The sequence below is a fragment of the Pantoea sp. GbtcB22 genome, from assembly GCF_019091025.1.
Taxonomy (GTDB): domain Bacteria; phylum Pseudomonadota; class Gammaproteobacteria; order Enterobacterales; family Enterobacteriaceae; genus Pantoea; species Pantoea leporis.
Window position 1 is genome coordinate 1270064 of sequence record NZ_JAGXKB010000001.1, and the last position, 12537, is coordinate 1282600.

At 57.6% G+C, this 12537-nt stretch carries 11 protein-coding genes and 1 riboswitch; of the genes, 4 read left to right on the forward strand and 7 right to left on the reverse strand.

The window, feature by feature from the left end:
• Positions 1-6: 6 nt before the first annotated feature.
• Positions 7-993: a GTP 3',8-cyclase MoaA gene (gene moaA, locus KVT28_RS05950; RefSeq protein ID WP_217547207.1), complete on the reverse strand. Its 987-nt coding sequence runs from the start codon at positions 991-993 to the stop codon at positions 7-9.
• Positions 983-1118: riboswitch (molybdenum cofactor riboswitch) on the reverse strand. (Overlaps the previous gene by 11 nt.)
• Positions 1119-1313: 195 nt before the next feature.
• On the opposite strand from moaA, the gene yvcK reads away from it, so the two are divergent.
• On the forward strand, positions 1314-2216 hold the full coding sequence (yvcK, locus tag KVT28_RS05955) for a uridine diphosphate-N-acetylglucosamine-binding protein YvcK (RefSeq protein ID WP_217547210.1): 903 nt from the start codon (positions 1314-1316) through the stop codon (positions 2214-2216).
• Between the two features lie 86 nt (positions 2217-2302).
• On the opposite strand, the gene uvrB is transcribed toward yvcK, so the two are convergent.
• Complete coding sequence (uvrB, locus tag KVT28_RS05960) at positions 2303-4324, reverse strand: excinuclease ABC subunit UvrB (protein WP_101763180.1); 2022 nt, start codon at positions 4322-4324, stop codon at positions 2303-2305.
• A gap of 901 nt (positions 4325-5225) precedes the next feature.
• On the opposite strand from uvrB, the gene KVT28_RS05965 reads away from it, so the two are divergent.
• The gene (locus tag KVT28_RS05965) at positions 5226-5942 is read left to right on the forward strand and encodes an ABC transporter ATP-binding protein (protein ID WP_110865765.1); all 717 of its coding nucleotides are present in this window, start codon (positions 5226-5228) and stop codon (positions 5940-5942) included.
• Between the two features lie 39 nt (positions 5943-5981).
• Here KVT28_RS05965 and bioD read toward each other — a convergent pair whose 3' ends face one another.
• From bioD to bioB, 4 genes are read right to left on the reverse strand one after another with little or no spacing between them, the layout of a single operon-like run.
• The gene (gene bioD / locus KVT28_RS05970; protein WP_217547212.1) at positions 5982-6653 is read right to left on the reverse strand and encodes a dethiobiotin synthase; all 672 of its coding nucleotides are present in this window, start codon (positions 6651-6653) and stop codon (positions 5982-5984) included.
• Positions 6650-7405, reverse strand: a complete 756-nt coding sequence (gene bioC / locus KVT28_RS05975) for a malonyl-ACP O-methyltransferase BioC (protein ID WP_210081573.1) — start codon at positions 7403-7405, stop codon at positions 6650-6652. The genes bioD and bioC overlap by 4 nt, the downstream gene beginning before the upstream one ends.
• Complete coding sequence (gene bioF / locus KVT28_RS05980) at positions 7389-8540, reverse strand: 8-amino-7-oxononanoate synthase (protein WP_217547215.1); 1152 nt, start codon at positions 8538-8540, stop codon at positions 7389-7391. The genes bioC and bioF overlap by 17 nt, the downstream gene beginning before the upstream one ends.
• Positions 8541-9572, reverse strand: coding sequence for a biotin synthase BioB (gene bioB / locus KVT28_RS05985; RefSeq protein ID WP_217547218.1), 1032 nt, complete (start codon positions 9570-9572; stop codon positions 8541-8543). It lies immediately after the preceding gene.
• 88 nt (positions 9573-9660) lie between these two features.
• Between bioB and bioA the strand changes: the two genes are divergently transcribed.
• Together bioA and KVT28_RS05995 are read left to right on the forward strand one after the other, a co-directional pair.
• Positions 9661-10956: an adenosylmethionine--8-amino-7-oxononanoate transaminase gene (gene bioA, locus KVT28_RS05990; RefSeq protein WP_101763186.1), complete on the forward strand. Its 1296-nt coding sequence runs from the start codon at positions 9661-9663 to the stop codon at positions 10954-10956.
• A gap of 30 nt (positions 10957-10986) precedes the next feature.
• Positions 10987-11463 (forward strand): kinase inhibitor, encoded by a 477-nt coding sequence (locus KVT28_RS05995; RefSeq protein WP_101763187.1) that lies wholly within the window; start codon positions 10987-10989, stop codon positions 11461-11463.
• Positions 11464-11523: 60 nt separating this feature from the next.
• Here KVT28_RS05995 and pgl read toward each other — a convergent pair whose 3' ends face one another.
• Complete coding sequence (gene pgl, locus KVT28_RS06000; protein WP_217547220.1) at positions 11524-12519, reverse strand: 6-phosphogluconolactonase; 996 nt, start codon at positions 12517-12519, stop codon at positions 11524-11526.
• Positions 12520-12537: the final 18 nt, after the last annotated feature.

Below are 12537 nucleotides of genomic sequence, written 5' to 3' on the forward strand. Positions count from 1 at the left end.
CTGTGTTTAGCCACCAATAAAGGAGAGATTTTGCGTGATGCCGGTGTTGCCCTGATGCAGGAAATGCGTCTGCTTTTTCTGTCCAAGGCTGTGCGCAATGCGCGCCTGCAACTCATCTTGCTGATCGTCAGAGGCCAGCAGATCGCGCAGCGACACGCCGCCGTCACCAAACAGGCACAGATGCAGATTGCCCAGCGCCGAGACGCGCAGGCGGTTGCAGCTGGCACAGAAATCTTTCTCGTACGGCATGATCAGGCCGACTTCGCCCTGATAATCGGGATGACGGAACACCTGCGCCGGACCATCGCTGCGGCCGCGCGGCTGGCGTTGCCAGCCTTGCAGGATCAGTTGGTCGCGGATCACTTCACCGGAGATGTGATGACGGCGGAACAGATCGCTGCCTTCGCCGGTTTCCATCAGTTCGATAAAGCGCAGTTGAATCGGTCGCAGGCGCAGCCACTCAAGGAAGGTGCTGAGGCTGTGGCTGTTCACATCGCGCATCAGCACGCTGTTGACTTTCACTTTCTCGAAACCGGCATCAAAGGCGGCGTCGATTCCCGCCATCACCTCGGCAAATTTGTCCTGGCCGGTAATGGCGTGAAACTGGCGTGCGTCGAGGCTATCGACGCTGACGTTGATATGAGTGAGACCGGCAGCGCGCCAGGCACCTACGTCACGCGCCATGCGATAACCGTTGGTGGTCATCGCGATCTGGCGAATGGCGGCGTTTTCACGCACTGCAGCGATGATGTCGGTAAAATCACGCCGCATGGAGGGTTCGCCGCCCGTCAGGCGCACTTTTTCCGTGCCCGCCGCCGCAAAGGCACGCGTCACGCGACGAATCTCATCCAGCGAGAGAAAACTTTTATTGTGCGTACCGTTCGGCTTATAGCCGTTCGGCAAACAGTAGGTACAACGGAAGTTACACACATCCGTGACCGACAGGCGCAGATAGTAAAAGCTGCGCGCATAGGCATCTGTAAATTGTGGCACCTGAACACCTTTCCAAAGTCGGGAGATGCAGTCATTTCTTTCTGCACCCTGGCAGCTCAAGGCTGCGGCCTTGCTTCCATATCTATAACGACTTAGGAAACCAGGCTTGGGAGTTTGTTGTCATTATGGACAACACGGTTAAAACGAATGGTAGCGCGATTAACGGTTAGCATCCATGAGTGATTTTCGCTATATATCTTGATGCATAACGTTTTTTCACCGCATTTTCGCGACAGGATACGGTAAAATACACCACAGATATTGATGCACATCAGTTCAACTACGCCTCAACGCGAGGACGTCAGTGACAAAGGAGAAACATGAATCGAACCCTGGCAGATTTGGATCGCGTAGTGGCATTAGGTGGCGGACACGGTTTGGGCCGCGTGATGTCGGCGCTGGCACCGTTAGGTTCGCGCCTGACCGGCATCGTCACCACCACCGATAACGGCGGATCCACCGGCCGCATTCGCCGCTCGGAAGGCGGCATTGCGTGGGGCGATATGCGTAACTGCATCAATCAGTTGATCACCGAACCGAGCGTCGCCACCGCGATGTTTGAGTATCGCTTCACCGGCAATGGCGAGCTGGCCGGACACAATCTCGGCAACCTAATGCTGAAGGCGCTTGATCATCTCAGCGTGCGCCCGCTCGAAGCCATCAACATCATCCGCAATCTGCTCAAGGTCGATGCGTTTCTGATCCCGATGTCGGAACAGCCGGTCGATCTGGTGGCGCAGGATGGCGAAGGCAATATGGTGTACGGCGAAACGGCAATTGATGAGATGAAGCAGCCGCCCGAAGAGTTGATGTTACATCCGAATGTATTGCCAACCCGTGAAGCCATCGAGGCAATTGGTGAAGCGGATTTGATTCTGATTGGCCCCGGCAGCTTCTACACCAGCCTGATGCCGATTCTGCTGATGGAAGAGATGGCGCGCGCGCTGCGCCGTACGCCTGCCACCATGGTGTTTATCGACAATCTGGGCCGCGAACTGAGCCCAGCGGCGGCTAGCCTGAATGTGGCCGACAAGTTGGCGATTATGGAGAAAGCGATTGGCAAGCGGGTGATTGATGCGGTGGTGGTGAGTCCGGCCGCCGATATTCGCGGCGTGGAAGAGCGTTTAATTATTCGCGAACCGCTGGAGGCCGCCGACATCAAATATCGCCATGACCGCCAGCTGCTGCGCATCGCGCTGGAACACGCGATTCAGGCCGTTTAATTTCCAGGCGCGCATGAATGCGCACCCTACGAAAACCACGCTGAATTCCTGTAGTGTCGTCATTCATGGCGACCTGGATACCACGATCACGAAGCCGCAATAAACAGCTCGCGCAATTGATGTAACTGATCGCGCACGCTGGCAGCCTCTTCAAACTCCAGATTCTGCGCGTGCTGCTGCATCTGCCCTTCCAGCTCGTGAATCTTCTTCTGCATCGCCTGCGGCGTAAGCGCCATATAGTTGGCTTCCGCTTCTGCTGCGGTGCGTGAGGCGGTTTTGCCTTTACCGCGCGTTTTCACTACGTTTTTGCCGAGCTCAAGAATATCGGTGATCTTCTTGTTGAGCCCTTGCGGCGTAATGCCATTCTCTTCGTTGTATTTCTGCTGCTTCTCTCGACGACGCTCGGTTTCGCCCATCGCGCGCTCCATCGACGGCGTGATTTTATCGGCGTAGAGAATCGCCCGGCCATTGATGTTACGCGCGGCGCGACCAATGGTCTGTATCAGCGAACGCTCCGAACGCAGGAAGCCCTCTTTATCAGCATCGAGAATCGCCACCAGCGACACTTCCGGCATATCTAAACCTTCTCGCAGCAAGTTGATGCCAACCAGCACATCAAATTCGCCAAGACGTAAATCGCGGATGATCTCCATACGTTCCACAGTATCGATATCCGAGTGCAGATAGCGCACCTTCTCGCCGTGCTCCACCAGGTATTCGGTAAGATCTTCCGCCATACGCTTGGTCAGCACAGTCACCAGTACGCGCTCGTTAATCTCAACACGCTTGCGGATTTCCGACAGCAAATCGTCGACCTGCGTCGCCACCGGCCGCACTTCCAGAATCGGATCCAGCAGGCCGGTTGGACGCACCAGCTGATCGATCACCTCACCACCCGATTTTTCCAGCTCGTAATTGCCCGGCGTGGCCGACACGTAAATGGTTTGCGGAGCGGCTGCTTCAAACTCTTCAAACTTCATCGGACGGTTATCCAGCGCCGACGGCAGGCGGAAACCGTACTCCACCAGCGTCTCTTTACGCGCGCGGTCACCACGATACATGCCGCCAATCTGCGGAATGGTGACATGCGATTCGTCAACCACCAGCAAGCCATCCGCCGGTAAATAGTCGAACAAGGTCGGCGGCGGCTCGCCCGGTCCGCGCCCGGAGAGATAGCGCGAGTAGTTTTCGATGCCGGAGCAGTAACCCAACTCGTTCATCATCTCGAGATCGAACTGCGTACGCTGGGAAATACGCTGCTCTTCCAGCAGCTTATTGTTCTCCAGCAGCACTTTGCGGCGCACCACCAGCTCATCTTTGATCTCTTCCATCGCCTTAAGAATGCGCTCACGCGGCGTCACATAGTGCGTTTTCGGATAGACGGTAAAGCGCGGGATCACCGAATCAATCTGCCCGGTGAGCGGATCAAACAGCGACAGCCGCTCAACTTCTTCATCAAACAGCTCAATACGCAGCGCAATGTCGTCCGATTCCGCCGGGAACACATCAATCACTTCGCCGCGCACGCGGAAGGTGCCGCGCTGGAAGGCCTGATCGTTGCGGCTGTACTGCAGCTCCGCCAGACGACGCAAAATGCTGCGCTGATCAATAATCATGCCGCGCGTCAGATGCAGCATCATTTTCAGGTAGAGATCGGGATCGCCCAAACCGTAGATCGCCGAAACCGAGGCCACGACGATGACATCACGGCGCTCCAGCAGCGCTTTGGTCGCCGACAGACGCATCTGCTCAATGTGCTCATTCACCGAGGCATCTTTTTCGATAAAGGTGTCAGAACTCGGCACATAGGCTTCAGGCTGATAGTAATCGTAATATGAGACGAAAAACTCCACCGCGTTATCCGGGAAGAACTCCTTCATCTCCCCGTAGAGCTGCGCCGCCAGGGTTTTATTTGGCGCCAGCACCATCGTCGGGCGGTTGAGGTCGGCAATCACATTCGCCACGGTAAAGGTTTTACCTGAGCCGGTCACGCCCAACAGCGTTTGATGCGCGAGTCCATCTTCCAGTCCCTCTTCGAGACGGCGAATCGCCTCAGGTTGATCCCCTGAAGGCTTGAAAGCGGAGTTGAGTTTAAAGACTTTGCTCATGTTTTAGCGGTTCCAGCAGATGAAGTCGGCGGGCAGGCTGCTAATTCTACTCTGCTATGGCGAATTTGCCAGAAAAAAATACTGGACATAATCACAGTAACCTTGCACGATAATGGCACCTGACGGCGATTCTCTTCAGTGCAATTTAAGCGGCAGGCGGCAAGTTGTTGTTGCGCAATGTTATCCCCAGGCGGAGGATGCTTTTAACATTTGTCAATAGAGTGTCATTAAATTGCAGTCCGATGACAAGGCAGATAATTCGCATGCTTGATTTTAACTAACCTGCTGTTTTAATTCACTTTGACTCAAAAGCCCAGTTTCTCATCATAATGTAGGAAGGCCGCGAATTTACTCGCTTCCACACGGTTTTCAGTCGCTAATGCACAAGGTTATCCACAGTAATGGTGGATAAGTGAATCCAGCCCCGAGCCCATCAGCTGTGTATAATTTTCTCCCGCCCATTCTTAAGCGTGAAAAAAAATTTTTTCGCATTTATTTTTCCCGCCGTGCGTGTCGCATTACCTCCCTTTTTCCGGCTTTACCTTCCCGTGCCCGGCGAAAAGTCAGGCGTTAAGGCCATTTATTTCTCCGGTTATTGCCTTACGAACGATCAAATGCACCAGAAACGTTAAGCAGTCAGCACCGTCAAAGTGCAGTCGGTTTATCACCGCTGGCAATTGTTAAGCGTTTCTCAACTTTTAGCCGCTGATTTGTCAGGTTTCCGCCGCAGTTGCGCCTGAATTCCTAACCTGGCCTGGGAATTGCAGTGTTAGCACTATGGAGTGACGAGTCCATATCGGCGCTTGCCGACGACAGCGGTGTCCATCAATCGTGCACGACTGTATGCCAGACGACACAGAGCGGGAGCATTCAGGCTAATAATCTGGAAGGAGTATGTCAGATGCTGAGTTTACGTTCGGTGAATCAGTTTTACGGTCAAAATCACATTCTGTGGGATGTCGATCTCGATCTGCCGCCGGGCACCTGTACCGGCGTGCTGGGCAGTCCCGGCATGGGCAAAACCACGTTGGTGAACTGCATTATGGGCCGCCTGCCAATTAACAGCGGCTCGATGACCTGGCAGGAAGATGGCGCGCCGCCGGAAGATTTACTGTTGCAACCGGCCGAACTGCGCGCGCGCACCGGCATTGGTTATGTGCCGCAAGGACGGCATATTTTCTCGCAAATGAGCGTGGAGGATAACCTGCTGATCGCCCTGATGGCGGCACAGGACGATCGTAGCCGTGCCATTCCGGAAATGGTGTTTGACCTGTTCCCGGCACTCTATTCATTGCGCCATCAGCGCAGCGGCGAGTTGCCAATGGAACAGCAACAACATTTGGCCCTGGCGCGTGCGCTGGTGCTGCAACCCAAGCTGGTGATTCTGGATGAGCCGACAGAGGGGATGTCGCCGTGGCTGGAAGAGGAGATGGGCAATCTGATTCGTCGGTTAAACCGTGAGTATGGTTTAACCATTCTGCTGCTTGAACAGCACGTTTCATTTGTCCGCCGCGTCGCCGATTATTTCCTGCTGCTGCATCGCGGACGCAATGTGGCGCACGGCAAAGTGGCGCAGCTGGATGATTTGACGGTGAATAAGTGGCTGACCGCAAGGTGAAGATGTAGCCAGGTCGCCGTGAATGGCGACCTGGGTTATTTATTGCGGCAACGTCAAATAACGCCCGCACTCGGCCTGCTGCGCCTGGTCGCGTAGGTGCGGAATCTCACCGAGGAACGGCGCATCAATGCGCTGACGCAGCGTATCCATGTATTCCTGATGACGTTTGCCGGGCGGCTGAATATCATTGGCAATCCAACCCGCAAGGCGTAATCCGCGCGCTTTAATCGCTTCGGCGGTCAGCATGGCATGATTGATGCAGCCTAACTTCACACCCACCACCAGAATCACCGGCAGCTGCTCGGCTTCCACCCAATCGGCGTAAGTTTGCGTCTCCGACAGCGGCGTAAACCACCCGCCTGCGCCTTCGACTAACACCCATTCTGCCTGCTGCTCCAACGCGCGCAAGCCCGCTGACAGCGTGGCAAAGCTAATCGGCCTGCCCTCTTCCGCGCTAATGATATGCGGCGAGGTCGGCTCGACAAACGCCAGTGGGTTCACCTGCTCGTAGCTTAACGACAAGGTGCTGTAGCGCTGCAACGCCAGCGCGTCGCTGTTGCGAATGCCTTGCGGCGTGATTTCGCAGCCGGATGCCACCGGCTTATAGCCTGCGGTGCGTAAACCGGCGGCGCTTGCCGCCTGCAGCAGCGCGCCGCTGGCCACGGTTTTGCCCACTTCGGTATCGGTTCCGGTAATAAACCAGCGTGTCATTTGCTTAAAACTCCATACATCAGGTGATAACTCAGGCGATAACCGGACTCGTCCTGCGGCCAGCGTTGCTCAAGCTGTGCCAGTTGGGAACGCGTTAGCACGCTGGCGCCGCGACCATCGTGCAGGTGCGTGGCCCCAATGCCTTTCAGCGATCGCATAGCGCTGAGCGCACTGGGAAAATGCAGGGTGATAACCTGCTGCTGCGTAGCGATCGGCAGCGTCGCGGTGGCCGCATGAAACTGCGCAGCGCTGAGGAAACGGTTGGCGTGCCGGCGACCATCCCGCTGCGCCCACGCGTGATGCACTTCGTGCAGCGAACCGTCGAGCAGCGTGGAAAACAGCACCGTGCCGCCCGGCCGCGTGACGCGCAAAAACTGCTGCAGCGCAGTATGCAAGTCGCTGCTCCACTGCACCGCCAGATTGCTCCACACGCCGTCAACGCTGGCGTCCGGCAGCGGCACCGCATCGATATCGCCTAACAGATAGTGCTGCGCCGATTGCTGATCGCGCGCGGTTTGCAGCATGTTGGGCGACAGATCGAGCGCCGTCAGCGTACGCCCGCGATCGCGCCAGTAGCGGCTATACCAGCCGGTACCGCACCCGGCATCCAGCAGGTGCGGACCAAAACCAGCGGGCGCCAGCGCCAGCAGCGCATCGCCGCTCAGCCGCTGTAACTGCGCGTGCTGCTCGTAATGCGCAGCCGCACGACCAAATGCCTGCGCCACGGCCTGTTTGTTAACCTGCAGCGTCATACAGCGCCTCCAGCAGACGATCAATGTCATCGGTGTGATGTGCAGCGGTAAGCGTGATGCGTAGCCGAGCTGTGCCCGGCGGCACGGTTGGTGGCCGAATCGCACTGACCCAACAGCCGGCCTGCGCCAGCCGCTGCGACAACGCCATTGCCGCGCTGTTTTCGCCAACGATCAGCGGCTGGATGGCGCTCGCAGAATCGACCAGCTGCCACGGCAAATCCGCCGCACCGGCGCGGAAACGCGCAATGTGGCTGTGCAGTTTTTCGCGCAGCGCATCACCTTGTTGAATCTGTCGCAGTGCAGCCAGCAGCGCGTAGCACTGCGCCGGTGGCATCGCGGTGGAGTAGATCAGATGGCGAGAAAACTGCTCGACGTAATCAGCGGTGGCGTCATCGCACAGTAGCGCCGCGCCGCTGACGCCAAACCCTTTGCCGAAGGTGACGATCAGCAGTTCCGGTTTGACCTGCTGCTGCCAGCAGCTGCCGCGCCCTTGCGCGCCGCTCACGCCGATACCGTGCGCATCATCCACCAGCAGCCAGCCGTTGCCGCGCCGCGTCTCTGCGGCGATCTGTGTTAGCGGAGCGCTGTCGCCGTCCATGCTGAATACGCCTTCGGTCACCACTAGCGTGCCGCCGTCCGACGGCGTTGCCAGCAGCTTCGCCAGGCTTTCCGGCTGATTGTGGGCAAAACGGCGCAGGCTCGCCGGGCTGTGGCTGGCGGCATCCAGCAGTGAAGCGTGCGCCAGCTTATCGGCGAAGATGCGATCCTGCTTTTCCGCCAGCAGATGGATCACCGCCTGGTTGGCGGCAAACCCCGAAATGAACAGCAGCGCGCGCGAATAGCCCAGCCAGTCCGCCAGCTCCGCTTCGAGCTGCGCATGGTGGCGGCTGTAGCCGGTCACATGCCCGGATGCGCCCGCGCCCGCGCCCGTCTCGGCCGCGCCCTGCTGCCACGCGGCAATCACCGCCGGATGCTGGCTCAAGCCAAGATAGTCGTTGCTGGAAAAGTGACGATAACGCTGACCCTCCAGCGTAATTTCCCGCACGCTGTTGTGCTCAACGCGACGCCGTAAACGCCAGCCATCCGCGGCGTGCCGCGCCGTCAGCGCCTCGTCGATACGTTGTGACCAGCCCATTTACACAGCCGCGTTGTAGAACTGCGCGGTATCCGCGTGCAGCAGCTGCTCGCTGAGCTGATGCTGCTGCTCATTGTCACCCGTCGTCGTCGCGGTGTGCTCCGGATTCAGGCCTAATTTGCGGAACAGAATCAGATCCTTGTCCTCTTCCGGATTTGGCGTGGTAAGCAGTTTGCAGCCGTAGAAGATCGAGTTAGCGCCGGCCATAAAGCACATCGCCTGCGTTTGCTCGCTCATCTGCTCGCGTCCGGCAGAAAGACGCACGTGCGACGAGGGCATCATGATGCGCGCCACCGCGATGGTGCGAATAAATTCGAAGGGTTCAACATCATCGTTATCGGCCAGCGGCGTGCCTTTGACCTTTACCAGCATGTTGATCGGTACGCTTTCGGGCGGCGTCGGCAGATTCGCCAGCTGCACCAGCAAGCCCGCACGATCTTTCACCGTTTCACCTAAACCCACGATGCCGCCGGAACACACTTTGATGCCCGCGCCGCGCACTTTATCCAGCGTATCCAGACGTTCCTGATAGCTGCGCGTGGTGATGATGTTGCCGTAAAACTCTGGCGAGGTGTCGAGGTTGTGGTTGTAGAAATCCAGTCCCGCTTCGGCGAGGCGCTGCGCCTGGTCGCCATCCAACGTGCCAAGCGTCATGCAGGTTTCCATGCCCATCGCTTTCACGCCCTGCACCATCTGCTGAAGGTAAGGCATGTCGCGCTCGTGCGGGTTTTTCCACGCGGCGCCCATGCAGAAACGGCTCGATCCCGCCGCTTTGGCTTTGCGCGCCGATTCCAGCACCGCATCCACTTCCATCAGACGTTCCGATTCCAGCCCGGTTTTGTAACGCGCGCTCTGCGGACAGTATTTACAGTCTTCCGGACAGGCGCCGGTTTTGATTGATAGCAGCGTGCTGACCTGCACCTGGCGTGGATCGAAGTGTTGACGATGCACTTGCTGCGCTTCAAACATCAACTCAAGGAAAGGTTTATCGAAAAGTGCCTGAGCTTGTGCCAGTGTCCAGCGGTTTGCCATTGCTTACTCCAGAAAAAGGGGGTTCATCCCGACGATTAACGTGGTTATACTTGTAAACTAAATCTTTTTAAAATGGTTTACAACTCACATGTTCACTCAGGATGACCTCAACTTTGACCGTCAGCATATCTGGCATCCCTACACGTCGATGCGCGATCCCCTGCCCTGTTATCCGGTTGTGGCGGCGCACGGCTGCCAGCTGCAGTTGGCCGATGGACGTGAACTGGTGGACGGCATGTCGTCGTGGTGGGCGGCAATCCACGGCTACAACCATCCGCGTCTCAATCAGGCGCTGCAGCAGCAAATAACGCAGATGTCGCATGTGATGTTTGGCGGCATCACCCATCCGGCGGCGGTGGAACTGAGCCGCCAGCTGGTTGCCATGACGCCTGATGCGCTGGAGTGCGTGTTCCTCGCCGATTCGGGTTCGATCGCCGTCGAAGTGTCGATGAAAATGGCGCTGCAATACTGGCTGGGACGCAACCAAACGCGACAGAAATTCCTTACGCTGAAGCGCGGCTATCACGGTGATACCTTTGCCGCGATGTCGGTGTGCGATCCGGAAAATTCGATGCACAGCCTGTGGCGCGGCTATCTGCCGGAACATCTGTTCGCTAACGCGCCGCAGTGCGCTTTCGATGACGCGTGGAACGAGGCCGATTTCGCCGATTTTGCGCAGCTGGTGGAAATCCACCATCGGGAGATTGCGGCGGTGATTCTGGAGCCGATTGTGCAAGGCGCTGGCGGGATGCGTTTCTACCATCCGCGCTATCTGCAGCAGGTGCGCGAGCTGTGCGATCGCTACGGTTTGCTGCTGATTGCCGATGAGATCGCCACCGGATTTGGCCGCAGCGGCAAGCTGTTTGCCTGCGACCATGCGGGTATCACGCCGGACATTCTCTGCCTGGGCAAAGCGCTGACCGGCGGCACCATGACGCTCTCCGCCACGCTGACCACGCGTGAAGTCGCCGACACCATCAGCCGCAGCGCAGCGGGCTGCTTTATGCACGGCCCTACTTTTATGGGCAATCCGCTGGCCTGCGCGGTGGCGGTGGAAAGTCTGAAGATGATCAGTGAAGGCGGCTGGATAACGCAGGTGGCGCACATCGAACAGCAGCTGCGCACCGAGCTGCTGCCGCTGCGCCGTCATCACGCGGTGGCCGATGCGCGCGTGCTGGGTGCGATTGGCGTGATCGAAACCCATCAGGCCGTGAACATGGCGGCGCTGCAGCACTTCTTCGTTGAACGCGGCGTGTGGATTCGTCCATTTGGGCGCTTGCTCTACCTGATGCCACCTTATCTGATTTCTGCCGCCGAACTGACGAAACTGACGCAAGCGGTCGGTGCGGCACTGGATGTTGCGGCGCATTTCCACCATGATTGAGGGTTCTGCACAACCATAAAAGGAGCGATCATGCGCGTAGTTAGCCAGGATTTTAACGACGGCGATAAGATGCCAGAGCGACACGTTTTCAATGGCATGGGTTACCAGGGCGACAATCTGTCACCGCATCTGGCGTGGGATGATGTACCGGCAGGCACAAAAAGCTTTGTTGTCACCTGCTACGATCCTGACGCGCCTACCGGTTCCGGCTGGTGGCATTGGGTGGTAGCGAACATTCCGGCTGACGTTACCGTGTTGCCGCAGGGTGCCGGTTCCGGCGTGGCGGACTTGCCGGAGAGCGCCATTCAGACGCGTACCGATTTTGGCCAAACCGGCTACGGCGGCGCAGCGCCACCGCAGGGCGAATCCCATCGCTACATCTTTACGGTGCATGCGCTGGATACGGATAAAATTGACGTGGATGAAGGCGCGAGCGGCGCGATGGTTGGCTTTAATGTGCATTTCCATGCGCTGGCCAGTGCGTCGATTACGGTGAAGTACGCGTAACAGTTCAGAATCGCGCTGTTAGGGAATATGCCTGCCTGTTTGATCAGGCAGGCATTTCACTTATCCCAACGAGTGGATAACCACCCACATTGGGCCTTGTCCTACCGCGTAACGCGCCAGCGGATTAAGCAGGCCGCGTTCCTGAATCTTATACACTTCGATGTGGTGCGATTTCTGTCCCGCCGCTACCAGATATTGACCGCTGTGATCAATATTGAAGCCGCGCGGCTGGGTTTCAGTTGGCTGGTAGCCTTCAATCGCCAGCACCGAGCCATCTTCACTGATGCTGAATACCGTAATGGTGCTGCTGGTACGGTCGCAGGCATAGAGGAAACGGCCATCCGGCGTGATGTGGATGTCCGCCGCCCAGCGCGTGTCGCTGAAATCTTTCGGCATCATATCAAGGCTCTGCACGCGCTCAACCTGGCCGTGCACATTGTTCAGCGCCCAGACATCCACGGTGCTATCCAGCTCGTTCACTACGTAGCCATATGCGCCGTTCGGATGGAAGGCCATGTGACGCGGACCGGCACCTTCAACGGTGGTGACCTGCGCTTGTTCGCGCGGAGCCAGGGTGCCGTCTGCGTTCAACTGATACAGGCAGATGCGGTCCTGCTTCAGTGCCGGTACAAACAGCGTTTGGTTATTCAGATCGATATTGGCGGAGTGGCAGCCGTCCAAGCCGCTGATCACCTGACTCGGCGCTTGCGGCAAGCCATCGCTGCCAATCGGGCTGATGCTGACGCAGGCATCGTTATACGAGCCGCAGAACAGATAATTGCCCTGACGATCGGTGGAGATGTGGGTTGGGCTACCCGGCAGCGGTGCTTCACCGGCGAGGCTCAGCGTACCGTCGGCCGCAATGCGAAACGCCAGCACGCGAAAATTCGGACGCACACCGACATAGAGAAAATCTTTCTTCGGGCTCACCACCATCGGCTGCACCTGGCCGGCAACATCTGTTACCTGCAATAACGTCAGTGCGCCATCTTCCTGCAACTGCCAGGCATGAATCTGCTGGCTCTCGGGACTGGCGGTATACACGACTTGTTTCATGCGTTTTCCTTATTCGCT